At 36.9% G+C, this 21617-nt stretch carries 25 protein-coding genes and 2 tRNA genes; 13 read left to right on the top strand and 14 right to left on the bottom strand.

Annotated features, from left to right (window positions below):
* The first annotated feature begins 48 nt into the window (after positions 1-48).
* The 6 genes from fbaA to CQ022_RS13970 all read left to right on the top strand — a co-directional run bounded on the left by fbaA (position 49) and on the right by CQ022_RS13970 (position 5189).
* Positions 49-1119, top strand: a complete 1071-nt coding sequence (fbaA, locus tag CQ022_RS13995) for a class II fructose-bisphosphate aldolase (RefSeq protein ID WP_105682972.1) — start codon at positions 49-51, stop codon at positions 1117-1119.
* 90 nt (positions 1120-1209) lie between these two features.
* A complete protein-coding gene (accD, locus tag CQ022_RS13990) occupies positions 1210-2064 on the top strand; it encodes an acetyl-CoA carboxylase, carboxyltransferase subunit beta (protein WP_047095043.1) in 855 nt (284 codons plus the stop codon).
* 54 nt (positions 2065-2118) lie between these two features.
* Positions 2119-2628 carry a DUF6973 domain-containing protein gene (locus CQ022_RS13985; protein ID WP_105682971.1) on the top strand — a complete coding sequence of 170 codons (510 nt, stop codon included), beginning with the start codon at positions 2119-2121 and terminating at the stop codon, positions 2626-2628.
* Between the two features lie 296 nt (positions 2629-2924).
* Complete coding sequence (locus CQ022_RS13980; RefSeq protein WP_105682970.1) at positions 2925-4328, top strand: nucleoside recognition domain-containing protein; 1404 nt, start codon at positions 2925-2927, stop codon at positions 4326-4328.
* A 54-nt stretch (positions 4329-4382) separates the two neighbouring features.
* A complete protein-coding gene (locus CQ022_RS13975) occupies positions 4383-4748 on the top strand; it encodes a four helix bundle protein (protein WP_105682969.1) in 366 nt (121 codons plus the stop codon).
* A 48-nt stretch (positions 4749-4796) separates the two neighbouring features.
* Positions 4797-5189 carry a hypothetical protein gene (locus tag CQ022_RS13970; protein WP_105682968.1) on the top strand — a complete coding sequence of 131 codons (393 nt, stop codon included), beginning with the start codon at positions 4797-4799 and terminating at the stop codon, positions 5187-5189.
* A gap of 15 nt (positions 5190-5204) precedes the next feature.
* Here the strand turns inward: CQ022_RS13970 and CQ022_RS13965 are convergent, their stop codons facing one another.
* From CQ022_RS13965 to CQ022_RS13950, 4 genes are all read right to left on the bottom strand, one after another.
* On the bottom strand, positions 5205-6089 hold the full coding sequence (locus CQ022_RS13965; RefSeq protein WP_105682967.1) for a ferric siderophore ABC transporter substrate-binding protein: 885 nt from the start codon (positions 6087-6089) through the stop codon (positions 5205-5207).
* Between the two features lie 35 nt (positions 6090-6124).
* Complete coding sequence (locus CQ022_RS13960) at positions 6125-6523, bottom strand: ExbD/TolR family protein (RefSeq protein WP_105682966.1); 399 nt, start codon at positions 6521-6523, stop codon at positions 6125-6127.
* Positions 6524-6534: 11 nt separating this feature from the next.
* Positions 6535-7239, bottom strand: coding sequence for a MotA/TolQ/ExbB proton channel family protein (locus tag CQ022_RS13955; protein WP_077413278.1), 705 nt, complete (start codon positions 7237-7239; stop codon positions 6535-6537).
* Between the two features lie 173 nt (positions 7240-7412).
* Positions 7413-7874 (bottom strand): hypothetical protein, encoded by a 462-nt coding sequence (locus CQ022_RS13950; protein ID WP_105682965.1) that lies wholly within the window; start codon positions 7872-7874, stop codon positions 7413-7415.
* Positions 7875-8043: 169 nt separating this feature from the next.
* Between CQ022_RS13950 and CQ022_RS13945 the strand changes: the two genes are divergently transcribed.
* Both CQ022_RS13945 and CQ022_RS13940 read left to right on the top strand, forming a co-directional pair.
* Positions 8044-9840: a DUF885 domain-containing protein gene (locus tag CQ022_RS13945; protein ID WP_105682964.1), complete on the top strand. Its 1797-nt coding sequence runs from the start codon at positions 8044-8046 to the stop codon at positions 9838-9840.
* A gap of 102 nt (positions 9841-9942) precedes the next feature.
* The gene (locus tag CQ022_RS13940; RefSeq protein ID WP_105682963.1) at positions 9943-10389 is read left to right on the top strand and encodes a DinB family protein; all 447 of its coding nucleotides are present in this window, start codon (positions 9943-9945) and stop codon (positions 10387-10389) included.
* A 177-nt stretch (positions 10390-10566) separates the two neighbouring features.
* Here the strand turns inward: CQ022_RS13940 and CQ022_RS13935 are convergent, their stop codons facing one another.
* Complete coding sequence (locus CQ022_RS13935) at positions 10567-11187, bottom strand: endonuclease III domain-containing protein (RefSeq protein ID WP_105682962.1); 621 nt, start codon at positions 11185-11187, stop codon at positions 10567-10569.
* A 33-nt stretch (positions 11188-11220) separates the two neighbouring features.
* On the opposite strand from CQ022_RS13935, the gene bcp reads away from it, so the two are divergent.
* Positions 11221-11670: a thioredoxin-dependent thiol peroxidase gene (bcp, locus tag CQ022_RS13930; RefSeq protein WP_105682961.1), complete on the top strand. Its 450-nt coding sequence runs from the start codon at positions 11221-11223 to the stop codon at positions 11668-11670.
* Positions 11671-11763: 93 nt separating this feature from the next.
* Here the strand turns inward: bcp and CQ022_RS13925 are convergent, their stop codons facing one another.
* Genes CQ022_RS13925 through CQ022_RS13905 form a run of 5 tightly spaced genes read right to left on the bottom strand, consistent with a single transcriptional unit; the run spans position 11764 to position 15960 of the window.
* Entirely contained in the window at positions 11764-12297 is a 534-nt protein-coding gene (locus tag CQ022_RS13925; protein ID WP_105682960.1) for a GNAT family N-acetyltransferase, read from the bottom strand.
* Positions 12266-12928 carry a hypothetical protein gene (locus CQ022_RS13920; protein ID WP_105682959.1) on the bottom strand — a complete coding sequence of 221 codons (663 nt, stop codon included), beginning with the start codon at positions 12926-12928 and terminating at the stop codon, positions 12266-12268. Before CQ022_RS13920 ends, CQ022_RS13925 begins: the two co-directional genes overlap by 32 nt.
* Positions 12929-12960: 32 nt before the next feature.
* Positions 12961-14043: a mannose-1-phosphate guanylyltransferase gene (locus CQ022_RS13915; RefSeq protein WP_228421711.1), complete on the bottom strand. Its 1083-nt coding sequence runs from the start codon at positions 14041-14043 to the stop codon at positions 12961-12963.
* A gap of 2 nt (positions 14044-14045) precedes the next feature.
* Positions 14046-14636 carry a SprT-like domain-containing protein gene (locus tag CQ022_RS13910; RefSeq protein ID WP_105682958.1) on the bottom strand — a complete coding sequence of 197 codons (591 nt, stop codon included), beginning with the start codon at positions 14634-14636 and terminating at the stop codon, positions 14046-14048.
* Position 14637: 1 nt separating this feature from the next.
* A complete protein-coding gene (locus CQ022_RS13905; RefSeq protein WP_105682957.1) occupies positions 14638-15960 on the bottom strand; it encodes a TolC family protein in 1323 nt (440 codons plus the stop codon).
* A gap of 182 nt (positions 15961-16142) precedes the next feature.
* Here CQ022_RS13905 and CQ022_RS13900 point away from each other — a divergent pair, with 182 nt between their 5' ends.
* From CQ022_RS13900 to CQ022_RS13885, 4 genes are all read left to right on the top strand, one after another.
* Complete coding sequence (locus CQ022_RS13900) at positions 16143-17387, top strand: bifunctional folylpolyglutamate synthase/dihydrofolate synthase (RefSeq protein WP_105682956.1); 1245 nt, start codon at positions 16143-16145, stop codon at positions 17385-17387.
* A 42-nt stretch (positions 17388-17429) separates the two neighbouring features.
* Positions 17430-17504, top strand: a tRNA-Val gene (locus CQ022_RS13895).
* Positions 17505-17537: 33 nt separating this feature from the next.
* Positions 17538-17612, top strand: a tRNA-Val gene (locus tag CQ022_RS13890).
* Between the two features lie 107 nt (positions 17613-17719).
* Positions 17720-18841: a glycosyltransferase gene (locus CQ022_RS13885; protein ID WP_105682955.1), complete on the top strand. Its 1122-nt coding sequence runs from the start codon at positions 17720-17722 to the stop codon at positions 18839-18841.
* On the opposite strand, the gene CQ022_RS13880 is transcribed toward CQ022_RS13885, so the two are convergent.
* The 4 genes from CQ022_RS13880 to CQ022_RS23190 are packed head-to-tail and all read right to left on the bottom strand — an operon-like array spanning position 18831 to position 21590.
* On the bottom strand, positions 18831-19754 hold the full coding sequence (locus tag CQ022_RS13880) for a glycosyltransferase family 9 protein (RefSeq protein ID WP_105683396.1): 924 nt from the start codon (positions 19752-19754) through the stop codon (positions 18831-18833). The genes CQ022_RS13885 and CQ022_RS13880 overlap by 11 nt on opposite strands.
* 50 nt (positions 19755-19804) lie before the next feature.
* Entirely contained in the window at positions 19805-20224 is a 420-nt protein-coding gene (locus tag CQ022_RS13875; protein WP_105682954.1) for a SufE family protein, read from the bottom strand.
* A gap of 44 nt (positions 20225-20268) precedes the next feature.
* A complete protein-coding gene (locus CQ022_RS13870) occupies positions 20269-21366 on the bottom strand; it encodes a glycosyltransferase (RefSeq protein WP_105682953.1) in 1098 nt (365 codons plus the stop codon).
* On the bottom strand, positions 21366-21590 hold the full coding sequence (locus tag CQ022_RS23190; protein ID WP_105682952.1) for a uroporphyrinogen decarboxylase: 225 nt from the start codon (positions 21588-21590) through the stop codon (positions 21366-21368). Before CQ022_RS23190 ends, CQ022_RS13870 begins: the two co-directional genes overlap by 1 nt.
* Positions 21591-21617: the final 27 nt, after the last annotated feature.

The following is a 21617-nucleotide window of genomic DNA, read 5'->3' as shown; positions in this document are numbered from 1 at the left end:
TTTACACGAAATTAAAACACCTAATAAATTTATAATAAAAAGTAAAACATGAGCAGAATTTTTCCGGCAGGAGTTGCCACAGGTCAGTTAGTTACTGATATCTTTCAGTATGCTAAAGAAAACAAATTTGCATTGCCTGCAGTAAACGTAATTGGATCAAGCAACGTTAATGCTGTGATGGAAACTGCAGCGAAATTGAACTCTCCTGTAATTATTCAGTTTTCAAATGGTGGAGCTGCATTCAACGCAGGGAAAGGATTAAACAACGACGGACAAAAAGCTGCTATCTTAGGATCTATCGCTGGAGCAAAACATATCCACACTCTTGCTGAAGCTTATGGAGCAACGGTAATTCTACACACAGACCACTGTGCAAAGAAATTACTTCCTTGGATCGACGGATTAATGGATGCTAACGAAGATTTCTTCAAGCAGACAGGAAAATCTCTTTACTCTTCTCACATGCTGGATCTTTCTGAAGAATCTTTAGAAGAAAACCTTGAGATTTCAGCTCAATATTTCGAAAGAATGGCTAAACTTCAGATGACGCTTGAAGTAGAAATCGGAGTAACTGGTGGTGAAGAAGATGGTGTTGACAACTCAGACGTTGATAACTCTAAATTATATACTCAGCCTGAAGATATAGCGTATACTTATGAAAAATTAAAAGCTATTTCTGATAACTTCACAATCGCTGCTGCATTTGGTAACGTACACGGAGTTTACAAGCCAGGAAACGTAGTTCTTACTCCAAAAATCCTTGACAATTCTCAGAAATATGTTCAGGAGAAATTCGGAACAGCGGCTAAACCTATCAACTTTGTATTCCACGGAGGTTCAGGATCTACTTTAGAAGAGATCAGAGAAGCTATCGACTACGGAGTAATTAAAATGAATATCGACACTGACCTTCAGTTTGCATACACAGAAGGAGTGAGAGATTATATGGTGAACAATATTGACTATTTAAGAGCTCAAATCGGAAACCCTGAAGGAGAAGAAAAGCCTAACAAGAAATTCTATGACCCAAGAGTTTGGGTAAGAAAAGGTGAGGAAACATTCTCTACAAGATTGGTGAAAGCATTTGAAGATTTAAATAACGTAGATACTTTAAAATAAGAACTGTAAATTTGTACCAATGTAAAAAGTATTCATAAGAAATGCATTTACATTGGTACATTTTACATTTATACCTTAATACAAACAAAAATGGCATTCGACTGGTTTAAAAGAAAAGCAAAAAACATTACCACTTCTACTGATGAGAAAAAGGACGTTCCCAAAGGCCTTTGGCATCAGACTCCATCCGGAAAAGTAGTGGAACATGATGAACTAAAGAGAAATAACTATGTTTCTCCTGAAGACGGATTTCATGTAAGAATAGGAAGTGCAGAATTTTTTGACATCCTTTTTGACGGTGGTAAATTTACCGAACTGGATGCCAATGTTGAAAGTATTGATATCTTAAACTTCAAAGATACAAAGCCTTACAAAGACCGTTTGAAAGAAGTAAAAGCTAAAACCAAGCTTACAGATTCCATCAGAAATGCGGTAGGAACTGTAAAAGGAACTGAAATGGTAGTTTCTTGTATGGATTTTGCTTTCATCGGTGGATCTTTGGGTTCTGTAATGGGAGAAAAGATCAGAAGAGCAGTAGATTACTGTATCAAGCATAAACTTCCGTATATGATTATCTGTCAGTCCGGAGGAGCAAGAATGCAGGAAGCCACTTACTCTTTGATGCAGCTGGCAAAAGTTCAGGCTAAATTGGCTCAGCTTTCTGAAGCTGGACTTTTATACATCGCCTACCTTTGTGACCCTACATTCGGAGGAATTACCGCTTCTTTCGCAATGACTGCTGATATCATTATGGCAGAACCGGGAGCATTAATCGGTTTCGCCGGACCAAGAGTGATCCGTGAAACAATCGGTAGAGACTTACCGGAAGGATTCCAGACATCAGAATTCCTACAGGAAAAAGGATTTGTGGATTTCATCGTAAAAAGAACTGAAATTCAGGATACTGTTGCAAAAACAGTGAATTTATTAGCTGTAAAAGCATAGTATCTGTAACAAAAACAATACAATCTCTCTCTAATTAGGGAGAGATTTTTATTTATGAGGACTTTTAAGATATTTTTCAATACCATCAGAAGTATGAGTTTTAAAAAGATTATGCGTCTTTTATCACTGATCCTTCCCCATCCTCTTTTTGCCTTGCTAAGTTTCCATGCTACTGTGAAGGCTTTTACCATCGCACAGAAAAAGTTCCCTGAAACAGCCTCCAATAACGGAATTGGAAATGCTTTCAGACACGCACTGTGGTGCTGCTTCATTATGATGTACTGCTGCAAAATTTCTTCTCCTAAAAAGGCGCTTGATTTTTGCAAAAGAATAACAGATATGCATGAAGAATTATTCCCGAATGAGCCTTTGGAAACCAAAATGGATCTTCATAACAACAAAATCGGAATGGATTATTTCATGGAAATTCTTCCGGGTATTCACCGCCAGTTTTTTGAAAAGAGCTTTTTTGTAGACGCATTGGTCAAAAAAATGAATGATGCCAAAGTACTAAAGAAACTGGACGATCATTTTGAAGGACATCTTGTCTATTTGGAAGAGTAAATAATTCATTTCATTTTAAACGCTAGGGATCGCAAGGAAATATATAATTTTAATGTATATTTCGGTCGCAAGGGCATTTCATTCAGCAATGTCTCTGTTTCTCTGCTTAGTGCTAACGCCTTTGCGAACGAAAAAAATCAAACTTCATTATTAGAAACCTTAGCGTACCCTGCGTTAAAATAGGTTTAAGGTCTGAAACCATCATTAGCTCAATTTCACAGCAGAATAACAAAAGACTTTAGTTATTTTTGTGGTTTAAAGTATTTTCGATAAGTTTAAACAATTAAATCAATCAGATGGTTCTCAGCAGAATTTGGTCGGCTTTCATTATCATTGCCATTGCCATTGCCAGTATAAAATATATCTCGTCAGGAAACTACAAAACCATTTTCAATGATATGGTGGTAGGAAAAGGAGGTGATACGGTGAAGATTGCATCTCAGCCCATGAACAGCCTCTCTCCTATTGTCAGAGATAGCCTGATGAAAAAAAATGATTTTGCAGACAGCAGAATTCATTATAAAACAGATTCTTTAAAGCAAAATGTAAACGTTTATCGTGTTCAGGAAGCTGACGGAGTGATTGGAACATCAGAAACTGCAGTAAAGATCTGCCTGGGTCTTATCGGGATCATGACTTTATTTATGGGGTTCATGAGTATTGCTGAAAAGGCAGGTGGAATTAACCTTTTGAGCCGTCTGATTCAGCCATTTTTCTCAAAACTTTTTCCGGAGATTCCGAAAAACCACCCCGCATTTGGCCATATGCTGATGAACTTCAGTGCCAATCTTTTGGGATTGGATAATGCCGCGACTCCGTTTGGATTAAAAGCCATGGAAAGCCTCCAGACTTTAAATCCTAATAAAGAAACAGCAAGTAATTCGCAAATTATGTTTCTGTGTCTTCATGCGGGTGGAATGACTTTGATTCCCGTCTCGATTATCGCTATCAGGGCATCTATGGGATCAAAAACACCTACAGATATTTTCCTGCCATGCATGATTGCTACTTTTGCGGCAACTTTGGCAGCGATGATTATTGTATCCCTTTATCAGAAAATTAATCTGCTCCGTCCTGTAGTCATTGCTTATGTAGGAGGAATTTCAGCAGTGATTGCTCTATTGGTATTATATCTTGTACAATTGAGTAAAGATGAACTGGATGACTTCAGTAAAGTATTAAGCAATGGGTTAATTCTTTTTATTTTCCTTGCGATAGTCCTTGGTGCCGTTTACAAGAAAATCAACGTTTTTGATGCCTTTATTGAAGGAGCAAAAGAAGGATTCACCACCTGTGTTAAGATTATTCCTTATCTGGTTGGAATGCTGATTGCGATTTCTTTATTAAGAACTTCCGGTGTTTTCGATGTCATTATTGACGGAATGAAATGGGTAGCCAACGTTGCCCATATGGATCCAAGATTCGTGGATGGACTTCCAACCGCTTTAATCAAACCTTTATCCGGTTCCGGAGCCAGAGGAATGATGGTGGATACTATGGCCACATTTGGGGCGGATAGTTTCCAGGGAAAATTAGCTGCTGTACTTCAGGGAAGTTCAGATACGACATTTTACGTGATCGCAGTATATTTTGGTGCCGTAGCCGTTAAGAACACAAGATATACAGTAATTGCTATGCTTCTGGCCGATTTGGTGGGTGTTATCACAGCAATTGCATTAGCTTATCTATTCTTTGCTTAATAAAAATGTTGCTGGTTGGGTAGTTGCTAGTTTTTTACCGTTAAAAATGTATTAATGAGTTACGAAAAACTTGATATTTATAATATTGCTTTTGAGTTGTTTATTGAAACCCATAAGTTGTCGCTCAAACTACCTAACTATGAATTATACGAATTGGGTAGTCAATTGAGACGATCAGCTGATTCAATTGTTACAAATATTGCAGAGGGATATGGAAGAAACAGTTACAAAGGTGATTTCATTAGGTTTCTCACTTACTCTCAGGCAAGTTGTGACGAAACAATTTGTCATCTATCGAAAATAACCAGACTTTATCCGGAATTACAATCAGACTTTAAAGAAAAATCAGAACAATACAAACTCTTAGGAGGAAAAATCAATAACTTTATAAAATACGTACAGTTAAACTGGAGAACCTAACCCAAACTAGCAACTAGCAACTAGCAACTAGCAACAAAACTACCCATTATGATTACAGATAAAGAATTTACTCTAAGACTCATCCGTCAATTAACCCAGGCACTGGAAAAACTGATTCTGGATAAACCTGAAGAAAGTTTAATGCAGAAAGAACTGGATTTTGATACGCTGATGAGAGATATCTTCAAAATGAGCTTCACGGAAGTTTCTTCGAAAACAAAAGAAGAAATGATTGCTATCGTTAACGAAAGACAGGAAAGAGATCACAAAGATTATTATGAAATGCTGGGAAATCTTTTCTACTTTAACAGCAGATACGATCAGAATAAAGATTTTCAGGATAAAGCAAAGACATTCTATGAGCTGTATCTTCAGACCAGCGGTATTTTTGCCCTCCCGATTATCAACAGAATAAACGAATTAAAAAAAGCACTTGAATAAAGTGCTTTTGTATTTTTAGAATGTAATTTTATACGTTCCGGTAGAGGATGTACTGGCTTTCTCTGCTTTTACATATTTCTTCACCCAGGACACTGATGTAGATGCCACACAAGGATCTGAGACACCTCCTGATCTTCTGGCAGAGACCACATTTCCTGCTTTATCTACAGTATAAGCAATCGTAATTGATCCACTTGCTGTACAGCTGTGAGAGGGTTGTGCACCGCCTCTTCCCATGGTTCCCGGGATATAGCCTATCAGCTTTCTGTCTATTCCTACTTTACTATCCCCATTTCCATCGCCTCCCAAAGGATCTCCTGCATTTCCAATTCCGTCACCTGTTCCCTGGCTTCCTGCTTTTGTTCCTCTTCCTTTAATCAGGTTTCCAATCGCTGCATTTCCCTTTCCATCTCCATTCCCTGTTTTTGAATTGGCTGTGGCAGCACCTGCTTTTTTAGTATTTTTAGAAGCACTCGTACTGGTGGCTTCTTTTTTCTCAGCTTTTTTTGATTCTTCCTTCTTAGGAACTGTTGCTTTTGAATTATTTCCTGTAATAACCTTCTCCTTAACGTCTGCTTTCTTGGGCTCAGGAGTGGGCTCCGGCTTTACAACAGTCTTTGTTTCCGGCACAGGTGTTTCTGCAGGTTCCAGAGTTACTTCTTCTGTTGCTGCAGCAAGGCTTCCAGGTTGTTCTGCAGGCTCTTCAATTCCTTTTCCGTTTCTGTTGTCTCCAAAGTTGACCAACATAGTAGTAACCATTTCAGGCTCTTTGTCCAACTCAGGTTTTAATTTATACAAAAAAACAAAAAGCAAAATAGCAGCCCAGATAAGAATAGAAAGCAGGGCGCTTTTTACTCTATCTTTATTTTCTTCATTTCGGTTTGCTGTATAGCTTTTCATCTTAAAACGTAATTGTTTCCGGAAACCCGGATCTGTTATTTATCTTTAACGGTTGCAATTGCAATGTTAAATTTATGTTTTTCAGCAACTTCCATCACAAAAACAACATCTTTATGCAGCGTGTTTTCATCCGCTCTGATCGTAAACGATTTATTGGTCTGGTTGGCTAGCTTATCTACAATAATCTTCTCCAGTTCCCCTTTATTCACAGGATTATCATCTACAAAGAATGAACCATCCGGTTTAATACTTACCGTTAAAGGATTGGGTATATTGTCTTCAACAGCTCCGGCTTTCGGCAGATTGACATCAATTGCGCTTTGATTAGCCGCAGAAGAGGTAATCATAAAGAAAATCAACATCAACAGGATAACGTCTGTCATCGCTGCTAAACTGAATTCCGGATTCGCTTTATTTCTTCTCTGAATTTTCATCGTAAGAAAATTTATAAAGGTTTATTGATAAGGTCTAAGAATTCTCCTGACATATTCTGAGCTTTCAACACAAACTTATCAATTCTTGTTAAAAGGATATTATAACAGAAGTTAGCCGGAATAGCAACTGCCAAACCTACAGCCGTTTGTCCCAAAGCGGTATAAATACCTTCTGAAAGTGTTTTCGGTGAGAAAGATCCTGTTGCATGAGATAAGTTGAAGAAGGCAATAATCATCCCGATTACCGTACCTAATAGTCCCAACATGGGGGCAATACTCGGTACTACAGCCAAAAGGTTCAGGTTTTTCTCCATATTAGCCACCTCTACCTGAGCTTGTGCTTCCATAGCACTTACAATATCAGAAACAGGACGTCCCAATCTTGAAATTCCTTTTTCTAAAATTCTTCCTTCCGGAGAGTTTTGGGTTTTGCAGTAATCTGCAGCGGCCTCTATTTTTCCAGCTTTAATAAAGTCTTCAATATTGTTCATGAAGTTGGAATCTGTTTTTGAAGTTAACCTTTTAATAAAGAAAAATCTCTCAAAAAACAGGTATAGAGAAAATATTCCCAACAGTAATACAGTGACCATCACTATTTTAGCGAAAGCTCCTCCATGGAACATAATTTTCCAGAATGAGAACTCTAAGTTGTCTGCAGCAACTGCAGGAGTGGCGATTTGTGCAAATAAGATCTGAGAAAGTTCCGTTAACAGCATTAAATGTGAATTTATTAAATTTTCAACGACAAATGTAGGAGAATATTATGAATTGAACTCTTAAAAATTGCTTAAAAACAACTTAAATTTTGTTACAATTTTATAAACAGCAAATTTCTTTCCAAAAATAATTTTGAAAAGAAATTCGGTGTCAAAAAGTATAGAAGCTGTTGCTAGTCTTCGTCTACCTCAATATCGTCTTGGCTGAACTCGCATTTTAATCTAAATGGAATTGGAGTATCTGACCCGGTATAGAAATCATCAATGGTTCCTTTCCAGATGACCTGAAGCTCCCCTTCTTCATTTCTCTCAAAAAGAAGCTCATTATCATAGATATAGGCCTCTTCATCATCGAAAAGATCTACTTCTGTGTAGGTTTCCTCATCAGAGTCATTGATTTTGATTGTTTTCCCTTCGATCTCCGCCGATTCAATAGGAAAATCGAAAACTTCAAGTGAAAGCTGCGGAAAATTGTACTGTAGTGAATCATCATCCACGTGATCCAAACTATCATCTGTAATCACTTCAACCTCTAAAAAATGTTGCTGGTTGCTGTAAACGGCCTTACAATAAGTATTTCTGATATTGTATTTTAGCGTTTCCTCCGGATGGTAAATTTTTAAAATCCCTTTCATTTTTTCTTAAAAAAGAACTGTAATAATATGATTGTTAAACGTTTTAGACAAAGATAAAAAATTGATTCAAAGTTAAAAGGATTTTGAAAATAATTTTTTAAAATCAATACACACCATAAGTCTGCATATCCCAATAATACTTACTTTTGCTTTCATAAAGATTCTGAAAATGAAAAACATTTTATCAAAAAGTATTCTGGGATTAGGATTGATCATCGGTCTTGCTTCCTGCAAAAAATCGGACTCTCCTCTTACGAAAGTGACTCCCAGCAACCTGGATTCTATCGCTTCAAACTATTATGAGCAGTATCTTAAGCTATACCCTTTAGATGCTACAGCACAGGGAGATACAAGATATAATGACCAGCTTCCTATTAACATTGATAAAGATTTTATCTCAGGAGAAATAGCATTCTACAATTCTGTGCAGAAACAGCTGGAACATGTAGATTATAAAACTCTTTCTGATGAAGATAAAGTAGTGTATGATGTATTGGATTATACTTTAAAAGATAAAACAGAAGCTTATGCCTATCATCCGGAATATATTCCTTTTACTCAATTTGGAGGACTTCCGCTAACTTTCCCTCTGTATGGAAGCGGACAGGGTAACCAGCCTTTTAAAACAGAAAAGGACTACAGTGACTGGCTGAAAAGAATGGAAAAATTCCCGGAATGGATGAATGCCGCAACAGACAACTTCCGTGAGGGAATCAACAATAAGATTGTATTGCCTAAAAAACTGGTTGTCAAAATGATTCCTCAGATGAAGGCCGAAGAAATTATAACGTCTGATATGGAAAGGAATATTTTCTACGGACCTATTAAAAATTTCCCTAAAAGTTTCACCCAGGCTCAAAAAGATAAATTCTCAGCACTTTATAAAGATGCTATTTCGAAAAAAATTATTCCTGCTTATACTAAAATGGGAATCTTTTTAGAAAAAGAATATCTTCCAAAAGCAAGAGATACGGACGGTTACAACAGCCTTCCTAATGGAAATGAGATCTACAACTATTATGTAAAAAGCTGGACAACCACCAAAAAATCTCCCGAAGAGATCAATAAAATCGGACTTCAGCAGGTAGCAATGCTTCGTGCAGAAATGGAAAAAGTAAAGCAACAGGTAGGTTTCACCGGAACTCTGGAAGAATTTATCTCCTTTGTAAAAACGGATCCAAAGGCAATGACTTATAAAACATCTAAGGAAGTTTTACAGGCATTCAACGGAATCTTAACGAAAATCACTCCGAAATTGAAAACAATGTTTAATGTAACCCCTAAAACAAAGTTTGAGATCAGACAGACGGAGAAATTCAGAGAAGCAAGTGCGAGCGCAGAATATATGCCGGGAACTCCAGATGGAAAAAGGGCAGGAATTTTTTATGTTCCGCTTCCGGATCCTACTAAATTCAATGTTACTTCAGGAATGGAATCTCTTTTCCTTCACGAGGCTATTCCGGGACATCACTATCAGGTTTCTTTACAGCAAGAGAACACAAAGCTTCCTAAATTCATGAGATTTGGATGGTTTGGCGCTTATGGTGAAGGATGGGCACATTATTGTGAGACATTAGGCCCTGAGTTCGGTTTATACACAGATCCTTACCAGAAAATGGGATACCTGAGCGATCAGATGCTGAGAGCAGTACGACTGGTAGTAGATACAGGACTTCATACCGGAAAAATGTCACGTGAAGAGGCAATTAAATACTTCTTAAGCAACATTTCTTACGACGAGGGATCTGCTACAGCAGAAGTAGAAAGATATATGGCAATGCCCGGGCAGGCTTTAGGCTACAAAATAGGTTCTTTAAGAATCCGTGAGCTAAGAGAAAAGTATCAGAAAGACCTTGGAAAAAAATTCAATCTGGCGAGCTTCCATGATGAAGTATTAAGCCAGGGATGCCTTCCTCTGGATGTTCTGAATAGAAAAATGGAGCTTTGGGCTCAAAAACAAAAATAACATCTTTGCTCATAAAGATTGTAAGGGTGCTGCACAAAAACAGCACCCTTTTCGTTTTTAATCACTCTATTCAGTAAATTTGAATAAAAAAATAAAGCCTCAATGATCACAGAAAGCATCAGATCTCTTTTCAACAGAGATTTAAATAAATTAAAAACAGAGATAGAAGCCTATCAAAATGAAGAAAATCTTTGGAAGATTGATAAAAACATTTCCAATTCTGCGGGTAACCTAACCCTTCATTTGGTCGGAAATATTAATCATTTTATAGGAGCCCAGCTAGGAAATACGGGATATATAAGACACCGTGAGCTAGAATTCTCCTTAAAAGACATTCCAAAAGCTGAACTTATCGAAAAGATTGAAGCAACGATCACTATGATAGATACGGTTTTGCCTCAATTACCAGAAGAAGATCTAAAAAAAGAATACCCTCTTGTTGTTTTTGAAAGCGCCATGACCACAGATTACTTTCTTATTCATCTGGTCGCTCATCTGGATTATCATTTGGGGCAGATCAATTACCATAGAAGGTTATTGGACATTTAATCCATCAATAAAAATAACGCAACGATCACAAAGTAATTGTTGCGTTTTCTTTTTCGTTCGCAAGGACGTTTCACTCAGCTAGGGAAATATTGCCTTTGCTAAACGAAGTGCCTTTGCGAACTATTTCAATGTAATTTTTTATAAAACTCTTGCGAGCATAGCGCTAAAATCAATGAATTATTTCTCAAACATCATTTTCGTAATAAAATCCTTCTCTCCTTTTCCTCTTGCCGGAGAATATTCTCTTCCATAGAAAATGATCTGAAGATGAAGCTTATTCCACACGTCTTCAGGGAATAAATTTTTGGCATCACGCTCTGTTTCCACTACATTTTTTCCGGAGGTAAGCTTCCACTGGGTCATGAGACGATGAATGTGGGTATCTACAGGGAAGGCAGGAAATCCAAATCCCTGGCTCATTACCACTGAAGCAGTCTTATGTCCTACTCCCGGAAGTGCTTCCAGTTCTTCATAAGTTTGAGGAACAATACCGTTATGCCTTTCCAACAGAAGTTCTGCCATTTTTTTCAGATTTTTAGCCTTTGTATTGGACAATCCTATTTCTTTGATGAGTTCTTTGATTTCAAATTCTTCCAGCTTGGCCATTCTTTGAGGCGTTCCTGCAACGGCAAAAAGATCTGGTGTAACCTGGTTGACTTTTTTATCCGTAGTCTGTGCAGAAAGTGCTACAGCAACCATCAATGTATAGGGATCCGTGTGATCTAACGGAATAGGTGTGGTGGGATATAATTTATCCAGTTCTATCTGAACGAGCTCAGCTCTTTGTTTTTTTGTCATGTAAGCCTTAAATTTGAACAAAATTAAATCATTATGCTGAAAGTTGGAGATAAATTACCTGAATTTGAAGGATTCAATCAAGACGGAGAAACAGTAACCTCATCAAAATTAGTTGGAAAAAAACTGGTAGTTTTCTTCTATCCGCAAGCCAATACGCCGACCTGTACAGTGGAAGCCTGCAACCTGAGTGATAATTATACAAAGCTTGAAAAAGCTGGATTTCAACTATTGGGAATAAGTGGTGATACTGTAAAGAAGCAGAAGAATTTCCATAGTAAATTTGCTTTCCCTTATGATCTTATTGCTGATGAAAACCGTGATATCATCGAAAAATTTGGGGTATGGCAGGAGAAAAAAACGTTCGGAAAAACGTATATGGGAATTGTAAGAACCACTTTTATTTTTGATGAAAATGGGGTTTGTACAAGAGTGATTGAAAAAGTGACCTCAAAGACTGCTGCTGAGCAGATTCTGGAAGGATAATTCTTTTTTGAAACACAAATATCACAAATACTTTCACAAATAACACGATTTATATCACTGTGTTATTTGTGAAAGTATTTTTTTTTGCTTTTATTATTCCGTTTCGTAATAATTTAACTCTTCTGTTTCACCGGGAAGTGTAACGTGCTTTTTGAATTTTAATCCTAATTTTTCGATCAGTTTTTGGGAAGAAACATTATCTTTTGAAATGATTGCAGATATTTTCGTTAAGCCAAAATCATCCATCCCAATAGACTTTACCTTATGAGCGGCTTCAAAAGCATATCCTTTGCCTTCAAATTCTTCCAATAGAGAATATCCGATATCTACAATATCAAGTCCTTCTCTTTCAAAGATTCCTACTGCTCCTACTTTTTCATTTCCGTCTTTGGTTACTAAAAGATAGTTTCCGAATCCCAGTCTTTCAATCTGGGGAGCAAATCTGTTTAGGATATAGTTTTCGGCATCTTCAATGGAATTAACATTACGGTTGCCGATATGTTGAATAAATTTGGGTCTGTTATAAAGTTCAAAGACAAAATCTTTGTCTTCACGAGACATTGGGCGAAGGATTAATCGTTCAGTCTCATAGGTATTATTTGCGCTTGGGTGTTTTTTTGAGCTCATCTTTCTTTGGTTCTTCTTTTTTTTCGATTTTTAAAAGTCTCGGGTTATTAGCACATTTTTTATTATAAAGTTCAATATAAGTTCCATTGTCCTTTACATTGCTTACAGCTCCTGTGGATTTATTTACTGTTACCGTATAATGTGTTTTCTGATAAGGACATTCCTTTGAGGTCAGTTTTCCAAGATCAAGATAATAATTCGATTGATCTTCATGATAGTTGCCTGCAAGGTCCTTGAACTCTTCATCTACCATATATCCGTCAGCAGCTAATACCACTGCCGCTTCCTGAGCGTTATCAATTCTGTCTACAAACTTCTTAAGATCCTCAAGATTGGTCACATAATTTACTTTACCTCCTTCGGCATAAGCAATATAGTAAAAGCTGTCTTCACTAGGAAAAAGATTGAATCCTGAGAATTGAGGAGTATAATTTACCTTACCCGAAATCTTTATTTCCTCACCTTTCCCATAGCTGTTGTATATCAGCACCCATGAACCTACCTTATTACCTGGGTTGATCTGCTGTAAAACGGCAGGAATGCTTGAAAATTTTTTCTTCTCCTGAGAAAATCCTAAGACTCCCAAAAGTAAAAATGTAAGAATTGTAAATCGGGTTGCAGTTTTAATCATAATTTAAAAATCAGCAGAAAATATACCAAATATTACATAAATTTCTCGCCTTTCTTAAAGTTTTTTAAGTCAAGGACATAATCTTTAATAAGCTGATCATTATCTCGCGGGCAGATAAGAAGCGCTTTATCTGTATCTACAACAATGTAGTTTTCAAGGCCATCAATAATCACTGCCTTGTTATTATTCTTTAAACGGATGATATTTCCTTTTGAGTTGTAAGAAAGTAAATGCTTCAGTTTCACGGCATTTCCGTTCTTATCTTTTTCCGTATTTTCATATACAGAGGTCCACGTACCAAGATCACTCCATCCTAAATCTGAAGGAATTACGTAAACATTCTTTGCCTTTTCTAAAATCCCATTATCAATGGAGATCTTCTGAACCTTTGGATAAATGGTTTCAATACAGCTGTTTTCTTTTTCTGAATTGTATTCACAAGCCATAAAATGCTGCATCATCTCAGGCAGATAAAGATCAAAAGCGTGGTGAATACTTTTCACATTCCATACAAAAATCCCTGCATTCCAAAGGAAATCACCACTTTCCAAGAAGCTTTGGGCAATTTCAAGGATAGGTTTTTCTGTGAACGTTTTCACTTTGAAATATTCAGATCCCTTTTTTTCTACAAACTGAATATAGCCATAGCCGGTATCAGGCCTTGTGGGCGTAATACCTAATGTTACAAGATAATCATGCTTTGAAGCAACCTCAAATGCCAGTTCCACTTTTTCCAGAAAAACATCCTCTTTAAGAATCAGGTGGTCTGCCGGTAATACAATCATCGTTGCATCCGGATTGATCTCAGCAATCTTATTGGCCATATACAGATTACAGGCTGCTGTATTCTTCATAAGCGGCTCCCCCACAATATTCTCTTCAGGAATCTCCGGAAGCTGCTGATGAGAAACAGAAACATACTCTTTATTCGTAATTACGAATATCTGTTCTTTAGGAATTACCTTGCTGATTCGGTCATAGGTTTGCTGAATCATGGTGCGCCCTGTTCCTAAAATATCCTGAAACTGTTTTGGAAATTTCTGCGTACTCATAGGCCAGAACCGACTCCCGATTCCACCCGCCATTATAACACAGTATCTATCTGATTTTAACATTCTTAGCTACATTTTTCTACCCTCGCTAAAGGCTTGAAAGAATACTTCCTTCCGGTAGCCAGGTTCTTACAAAGATAGTTTTTTTTAACCAGACCTTCCAATAAATACTTTTCGTTGCGATAGATAAAAAATTCTCCCTTTTGAAGTTGTTCAATAAAATGAAGAGTATCATCCTGTTTCTCAGTATGGAAATATCTTACCAGATCAGGACTTGCCATAAAATTGGCTTTGGGTGATTTTGAAAATTTTATGATGATGGGTTTTAGTTCTTCATCATAAATTTCAAGGCTTTCCATAAGCATATTTCTGAAAGTTTCTTTCCATTCGTTACCATGTGGAGAAATTTTACGGCCATACTTTTCGAAAGCAATCAAATGTGCCAGCTCATGAGTCAGCACAAAGAAAAAAAGCTGTGGGGTAAGTGTAGAATTTACCGTAATTTCATGAGAATTATCCGGAAGTTTTCTGTAATCTCCCAGTTTTGAATTTCGGTTTCTCGTAACCTTTATATGTATATAATAATCTGAAAACCAGATTTTTAAATATTCAAGTGTATTTTGAGGTAAATATTTTTCTAATGATTGAATTGGCATTTTACAAACTTAATGGAATTCCTGCATAGAAATTCAATAGTTTAAGACTAAAAAGATAATTATATTTTGCCTGCGCTACTGATCCCTGTGCATTTGCATAATTATTTCTCGCCACATTTACATCATAAATGGTGGTTCTTCCTGCGGTATAACTTTTATCCGCAAAATCAAGTGCCAGTTTGGAACTTTTTTCTGCTTCTACTGCAGCCAGATAGGTTTCATAGTTGGCATCAGCATCAAACTGAGCCTTCTGTACATTCTGTCTTACCGTCTGTTTCTGCTGTTCTAAGGTATTCTTGGCTATACTTTCGTTTATTTTAGACTGTTCTACCTGTAATTTTGTTTTCCCTTTATTGAAGATAGGAATATTTAGTGACAATCCTACATTTTGTCCAAACTGATCTTTATATTGTTCAAAAAAATTCCCCTGCACAGTACCTGGCATAGGATCAAATTGTCTGTTATAGAAAGTGTTAAGACCAGCGCTCGCTGTTAATGTAGGCCAGAATGCTGTTTTGCTTACCTCAGTTTGTGCTTCGGCAGATCTTATTCTGCTTTCCGCTGCTTTTATCTGAGGTTGTATCTCATACGCGGTTGCCAATACCTCATCTACATTAGCAAGCTGTAAATCAAGCTTTTCTGAAATATTTACGTCTTCCACATCAAAACCTTTATAATCTGACAGTTGTAAAAGCTGAACGATAGCAAACAAAGCACGGCCAACATTCACTTCTGCTGTTTTAAGGTTTTGTTTTTCTCGTGCCAATGCTGCTTCTGCCTCTGCTAGAACTGTCTGTGCCGTTGTTCCAACCTGAGTTGTAATTTTAGCTCTGTCAAACTGTTTCTGAGCATTTCCCACAGCACTCTGAGAGATTTTAACAATCTCTTTATTCAACAATACAGTCAGATATTGTTGAGCGATCTGAAGAGAAATATCATTTTTAATGGTTTCAATATCAAATTGGCTTGCTTCAACATCAAACTGAGCTTTTCGGACATTCTTCTCTAATCTCCCATTATTATAGAGCAAAATATCGGCACCCAGACCAACACTGTTATTGAATCTATCGTTTCTAAAGCTTCCGGCTCCTAATGATCCTTGCCCGAAACTCACCCCAGTCGTCATACTCCCTGTTACTGAAGGTAAATATTCTTTTTGAGCTGCTTTAAGATTATATTCCTGGTTTTGTTTGTTATACTGATTTTGGATAACCTGAAGATTATGCTCCACTGCATAGCTTACACATTCTTTTAAGGACCATTTCTTCTGAGCGCTTAAACCCAGATAACCTAATCCAAAAACGATGATCCAAACTTTTTTCATATGTATATGTTTATTTGTTTTTAATGGTCATATGGAATCTTGTTATCTTCATCAGTCTTGTAACTGGTAAATCACAGCGATTTCATATTAAGATTTTTCAATATTAGACGAATTAAATATAAAAAAGTTACAGATTGAAAAATTATATTTTATTTTAAAAAAACTTTTGGGAATTTTGCACCATGACAAATGAACAATATCAGGAAGCTATCGACTGGCTTTTCGTACAGATGCCCAACTATCAGATAGATGGGCAGAAGGCTTATAAACCCGGATTAGACAACATTACAAAGCTGTGTGCTTTCTTTGGAAATCCCCAGGATAAGATCAAATGCATCCATATTGGAGGTACGAACGGAAAAGGTTCTTCAAGCAATATGCTTGCATCTGTACTTCAGGAAGCCGGTTATAAAACAGGATTATACAACTCTCCGCACCTCATAGACTTTACAGAGCGAATTAAAGTGAATGGAAAGAACTGTAATAAAGAATTTGTCTTTGAGTTTATTCAAAAGCTGAAAACACTACCGGAAGATATTCGTCCTTCATTTTTTGAGTTCACCACAATTATGGCTTTTGAATACTTTTATCAGCAGAAAGTAGATTTTGCAATTATTGAAGTCGGATTGGGCGGAAGACTGGATTCTACAAATATTATTAAGCCCTTGATTTCTGCGATCACGAATGTTCAGCTGGATCATCAGAATATTCTTGGAGACACCATTGAAGAAATTGCCATGGAGAAAGCCGGAATTATTAAAAACAATATTCCTGTTATTTCAGGTGATGAAAATGAGGCAGTGAAAAATATCATCAGAGAGAAAGCAGTGAAAGAAAACGCTCCATTTATAGATGCTACTCTTATTGGTACTACTCTGGAATCGGATTTAAAGGGAAATTATCAGCAAAAGAATATCAGAGTTGTCCTGGCTGCAGTAGAAGAATTAAGGAAACTTAATGTACATATATCAGAAGAATCTCTTGAAAACGGTCTGCTTCATGTCCATCAGAATACAGGATTTATTGGCCGCTGGTTTGAATTTTCAAAAAAACCGCTTACAATTTGTGATACGGGACACAATCAGGCAGGTTTGGAGTATGTTTTTTCACAATTAAATTCAATTAACAGACATAAGCATGTCATTTTGGGGTTTGTGAATGACAAAAAAATAGATGATGTGATGAAATTACTTCCTGAAAATTCTGAGTTCTATTTTGCAAAACCATCCATCAACAGAGGGAGACATCCGGAAGATTATGAAAATCTGCTTCAGGAGGCGAAAATTTTTTATAAAATTTTTGATTCCGTACAGGAAGCGTATCTGTCTGCAAAAGAACAATGTACAAATGAAGAAATGATTTTTATTGGCGGAAGTAACTTTGTAGTGGGAGATTTTTTAGAAAAAAATTTGGAGATTAAGGAATAAGTCGTATATTTGCACCACTCTAAACAAGAGAACAAGTCTAGAGGGTTCTTAGCTCAGTTGGTTCAGAGCATCTGGTTTACACCCAGAGGGTCGGGGGTTCGAATCCCTCAGGACCCACAGAAAAGGAAACGAAACCTTTCAAAAAAATTCGGGTTCTTAGCTCAGTTGGTTCAGAGCATCTGGTTTACACCCAGAGGGTCGGGGGTTCGAATCCCTCAGGACCCACAAAAAATCTCTCAGATTTCTGGGAGATTTTTTTATTTATACTTAAGCATCTCCTCCACTTTTCCTTATATTTATTTACCTTTGCCTGCATTTGAATTCCGCCTGACGTGAAGGAACTCCATATCATATCATTCAATTATCCCTACCCTCCTTCTTACGGTGGTATTATTGATGTATATTACAAGATCAGGGCTTTATCGGATTTAGGAATAAAAATCCACCTTCACTGTTTTGTAGATCAGATTCCTTTAAAGGTCGATACAGAAGTTAAAGAGATTACGGAACATGTATTTTTTTACAAAAAGAAAAAGAATCCGTTCCTTTATTTCTCTAGAATTCCTTTTGCAGCTTCCATAAGAGATTCTGAAGCTCTCTTTAAAAATCTTGAAAAGATCAAAGCTCCTATATTGTTTGAGGGCTTGCAGACCACTCATATTATAAGACAGCTAAAGGATAAAGAACATCAACTTTACCTTCGCCATCACAACAACGAAACAGAATATTATAAAGGGCTTTCTCTCTCTGAAAAAAACATCTTTAAAAAGATTATTTACAGCATTGAATCTTTGAAATATAAAGGATATCAGAAAAAGCTTTTAAAGAAATTTGAAACTGTATTCTGTCTGTCAGAAAAGGAATATAACGAGGTAAAAGCATATTCAGAAAATGCTCAGCTGATTCACCTATTCCACGGGAATCAATCGGTAAAGCAACTGGATAAAAGAGGGAAATATTTTCTTTTTCATGGAGATCTCACCACTTCGGATAACAAAAGAGCGCTGATAGAGACTATTGATCTGTTTAAAACGCTCCCACAATACAAATTAATGGTTGCCTCCGACCGTGCCAGTGAAGATATTAAAAAGAGAATTTCAGCAGTTGAGAACATCAGCCTCACTCCTATTCAAACGACAGAAAATCTTCATCAGCTTCTGGAAAACGCTCAGGCCAATATTCTGATTTCTTATCAGAATTCAGGAACAAAAGTGAAGCTGTTTAATACGCTTTACAACAGCCGTTTTGTCATTATTAACGGAAATATCACAGACGACCCTGTTTTGATGAATTTATGCCTGTTTGGAAGCAATATGAACGAAATTCGCCAACAAATTATCTCCTCTGCTGAAAAAGATTATCTTAACACGGAAAAGAGAAAGGAAATCTTGGAAGAAACCCACTCTGATAAAGCTAAAGCTGAAGAGATTATAAAGATTATTTTTAAAAATTAACCCGGTCTACCACTTTCTGGATATCAAACTCCTCAAGACAAGCCCAGTCGCCTCTGTAACATTCTTTATCTCCAAAAACGGAACATGGCCTGCAGCTAAGGTCTTTTACCTGAACAACATCTTCTTCACTTTGTCCGAACCCTAAAAATCCGGCATAAGGATGAGTAGCTCCCCAAATAGACACACATCTGGTTCCTACAAGGCTTGCAAGATGCATATTTGCAGAATCCATGGAAATCATTAATTCCAGCTGAGAAATTTGATTGAGTTCTTCCGTAAGATTTAATTTTCCGGAGAGGTTTTTGGTATTAGGAATCTCACGTTCCCATTTTTCCAGAGTTTCTGTCTCCTTTTTACCACCTCCAAAGAAATATATGGTGTGTTTCTGAGCAAGAATTCTGACCAGTTCATAGGACTTCTCCAACGGTAACATTTTCCCTTTATGCTGTGCAAAAGGAGCAAAGCCGATTCCTGACTTGTGTACAGAAAAAGGTCTTAATGTATGAGAAAGTTCAACTTTGAAACCCATTTCACGAAAAACATCAGCGTAGCGCTCCACTGTTTTTTTCAGTTGCACTTTTTCCAGGTTCCAGACATCTGTAAGATGCTCTTTCTCCTCTTTACCTTTGTTTATTTTAAAAACCTTAAGTCCTTTTCTTCTGTATATCCTGTCTAAAATCTTCGTTCGGATTACATCATGAAGGTTAGCAATACAATCCGGATTAAATTCACGGATCAGTTCATTGCTAAGTTTCCTCAATCCAAAAAGACCTTTGTAATCATCCAGATCAATTCCCTTAAAAGTTACATTAGGAACTCCTGCAAAAAGAGCCTCAAAATTTTTTCTGGAAACCATAATAATTTCCACACCGGGGTTCTGCTCCAAAAATTCTCTGAAAACAGGCACAGTCATCGCAACATCTCCAAATGCGGAAAAACGATATGCTAAAATTCTGGTCACGGCTATGATTTCAGTTGATAAGCAACTGCATAAAACTTGATCTGCTTGGTCATCGCCATCAGTCCGTTGGCTCTGGACGGCGAAAGAAACTCCTGCAGTCCTATTTCTGCAATAAAATCGAAATCAGAATCTAAAATTTCCTGAGTGGAATGCCCACTGTAAATACTTACCAAAAGAGAAACGATACCTTTGGGTAAAATACCATCAGAATCCGCATTAAAGAAAAGTTTTCCTTCTTTAAATTCAGCATCGATCCAAACTTTGCTCTGGCAGCCTTTAATCAGATTTTCTTCTGTTTTCCTATCTTCCGGTAAGCCTTTCAGTTCTTTTCCAAGATCGATGATATACTCATACTTCTGCTCCCAATCGTCAAGAAAAGCGAATTCGTCTATTATTTCCTGCTGTTTTTCTTTAATGGTCATTTTAAATCAAATTTCTTTTGCAAAGATAACCAATTTTGTAAAAATTATTTACTGGATGCTTTTTCAAAAAGTTGTAGAATTTTTGTTTCTTCATTTTCCCAGCAAAAAACATCTGCAGCCTTATTCAATTCATCCTGATAATACCGTCTTCCTCTTTGAAGAATAAGATTAATTGCTTTCTCAATGGTTTCAGGTTTGTGATCCGGAATAATCTCTCCCACATCAAATTGATTTTTTATCCTTTGCATCTCCGGGAAATTAATCATGACAAGCGGTACTCTCGACTGGATATAGTCACACACTTTATTAGGAAGTGAATAATAGTAGCTTACCCCATTGTTTTCCTCAAGGCTAAATCCCGCATCAGCAGTTTTGGTTATTTCCCTGAGATTTTCAGGTTTCAGTTTACCCAGAAAAAATACTTTATCCTGCAGCTTCTCCTGAATAACAAGCTCTTCGTATTCTTTTTTCTTCGGCCCGTCACCTGCAATTTTCAGAACAGCATCTTTAATATGATGCATGGCCACAATCATTTTTTCAATTCCTCTGGACTGATTGATGGCTCCCTGATATAAAATAATTTTAGGATGGTTGTCCGGAATTTCGGGAACAGAAAGGATTTTTCTGGGAATATTTCGGACTACTACCGGATTAACATTATATTGTTCATGAAACCATTCGGCGTAGCTTTCACTTTCTGTCATCATGAATTCCATGTGAGGAACCAGTTTTCTTTCAAGCACTCTCCAGAATTTCTGAGAAAATCGGTTTTGAACTGACGGCATTTCCGTGAAAATTTCATGACTGTCAAAGACGAGCGGAATGTTCAGTTTTTTGGCAATGAGATAATTTGGCAGAAGTGCATCTATATCATTGGCATGAAGGATGGTATCTTTGTCCGCTTTTTTTTTCAGTTCTTTATATAATTTCCAATTGAACTCAAAATAAGCGGTCTTCAGGCTTTTAGATTTCAGCTCAATTCTTGAAAAAGGATAAGGGCGCTCCATTTTTTCATTTCCACCCCAGTCATTACCGATCAGATCTATGGAATAACCTTTATCAAAAAGGGTTTTACACACTTTTTCTATCCGCTGGTCGGTATACAGATTACTAAAAGCCGACGTAATTATTTTTTTCCTCATCAACCTTTCTTTCCTAGTATTAAATGATAGATCTGAATGAAACAAATCAACCCGTTTGGAATGATAACCGGCCATAACGGCCCGCTAAAAAAGCCATAAATGACAAAACAAAAACAGCCAATCATGTTGACAATTCTAATTTTTCTTACATCTTTCAGTATGAAACTCAGCACGATAAAAACTGAAGCGGAATATCCGATGTAAGTAGTAATTTCAGGGGTCATGAGAGATTTTTAAGGATAACAAACTTA

Origin of the sequence: Chryseobacterium culicis (assembly GCF_002979755.1) — a bacterium.
Taxonomy (GTDB): domain Bacteria; phylum Bacteroidota; class Bacteroidia; order Flavobacteriales; family Weeksellaceae; genus Chryseobacterium; species Chryseobacterium culicis_A.
The sequence above is the reverse complement of the archived record's forward strand: the minus strand, read 5'-3'. Positions and strand labels throughout refer to the sequence as shown.

What these genes read in the sequence shown, in the direction of transcription:
- fbaA (WP_105682972.1), top strand. Translation starts at nt 49, where the DNA reads ATGAGCAGAATTTTTCCGGCAGGAGTTGCCACAGGTCAGTTAGTTACT.
- accD (WP_047095043.1), top strand. Translation starts at nt 1,210, where the DNA reads ATGGCATTCGACTGGTTTAAAAGAAAAGCAAAAAACATTACCACTTCT.
- CQ022_RS13985 (WP_105682971.1), top strand. Translation starts at nt 2,119, where the DNA reads ATGAGGACTTTTAAGATATTTTTCAATACCATCAGAAGTATGAGTTTT.
- CQ022_RS13980 (WP_105682970.1), top strand. Translation starts at nt 2,925, where the DNA reads ATGGTTCTCAGCAGAATTTGGTCGGCTTTCATTATCATTGCCATTGCC.
- CQ022_RS13975 (WP_105682969.1), top strand. Translation starts at nt 4,383, where the DNA reads ATGAGTTACGAAAAACTTGATATTTATAATATTGCTTTTGAGTTGTTT.
- CQ022_RS13970 (WP_105682968.1), top strand. Translation starts at nt 4,797, where the DNA reads ATGATTACAGATAAAGAATTTACTCTAAGACTCATCCGTCAATTAACC.
- CQ022_RS13965 (WP_105682967.1), bottom strand. Translation starts at nt 6,089, where the DNA reads ATGAAAAGCTATACAGCAAACCGAAATGAAGAAAATAAAGATAGAGTA.
- CQ022_RS13960 (WP_105682966.1), bottom strand. Translation starts at nt 6,523, where the DNA reads ATGAAAATTCAGAGAAGAAATAAAGCGAATCCGGAATTCAGTTTAGCA.
- CQ022_RS13955 (WP_077413278.1), bottom strand. Translation starts at nt 7,239, where the DNA reads ATGCTGTTAACGGAACTTTCTCAGATCTTATTTGCACAAATCGCCACT.
- CQ022_RS13950 (WP_105682965.1), bottom strand. Translation starts at nt 7,874, where the DNA reads ATGAAAGGGATTTTAAAAATTTACCATCCGGAGGAAACGCTAAAATAC.
- CQ022_RS13945 (WP_105682964.1), top strand. Translation starts at nt 8,044, where the DNA reads ATGAAAAACATTTTATCAAAAAGTATTCTGGGATTAGGATTGATCATC.
- CQ022_RS13940 (WP_105682963.1), top strand. Translation starts at nt 9,943, where the DNA reads ATGATCACAGAAAGCATCAGATCTCTTTTCAACAGAGATTTAAATAAA.
- CQ022_RS13935 (WP_105682962.1), bottom strand. Translation starts at nt 11,187, where the DNA reads ATGACAAAAAAACAAAGAGCTGAGCTCGTTCAGATAGAACTGGATAAA.
- bcp (WP_105682961.1), top strand. Translation starts at nt 11,221, where the DNA reads ATGCTGAAAGTTGGAGATAAATTACCTGAATTTGAAGGATTCAATCAA.
- CQ022_RS13925 (WP_105682960.1), bottom strand. Translation starts at nt 12,297, where the DNA reads ATGAGCTCAAAAAAACACCCAAGCGCAAATAATACCTATGAGACTGAA.
- CQ022_RS13920 (WP_105682959.1), bottom strand. Translation starts at nt 12,928, where the DNA reads ATGATTAAAACTGCAACCCGATTTACAATTCTTACATTTTTACTTTTG.
- CQ022_RS13915 (WP_228421711.1), bottom strand. Translation starts at nt 14,043, where the DNA reads ATGTTAAAATCAGATAGATACTGTGTTATAATGGCGGGTGGAATCGGG.
- CQ022_RS13910 (WP_105682958.1), bottom strand. Translation starts at nt 14,636, where the DNA reads ATGCCAATTCAATCATTAGAAAAATATTTACCTCAAAATACACTTGAA.
- CQ022_RS13905 (WP_105682957.1), bottom strand. Translation starts at nt 15,960, where the DNA reads ATGAAAAAAGTTTGGATCATCGTTTTTGGATTAGGTTATCTGGGTTTA.
- CQ022_RS13900 (WP_105682956.1), top strand. Translation starts at nt 16,143, where the DNA reads ATGACAAATGAACAATATCAGGAAGCTATCGACTGGCTTTTCGTACAG.
- CQ022_RS13880 (WP_105683396.1), bottom strand. Translation starts at nt 19,754, where the DNA reads ATGACTGTGCCTGTTTTCAGAGAATTTTTGGAGCAGAACCCCGGTGTG.
- CQ022_RS13875 (WP_105682954.1), bottom strand. Translation starts at nt 20,224, where the DNA reads ATGACCATTAAAGAAAAACAGCAGGAAATAATAGACGAATTCGCTTTT.
- CQ022_RS13870 (WP_105682953.1), bottom strand. Translation starts at nt 21,366, where the DNA reads ATGAGGAAAAAAATAATTACGTCGGCTTTTAGTAATCTGTATACCGAC.
- CQ022_RS23190 (WP_105682952.1), bottom strand. Translation starts at nt 21,590, where the DNA reads ATGACCCCTGAAATTACTACTTACATCGGATATTCCGCTTCAGTTTTT.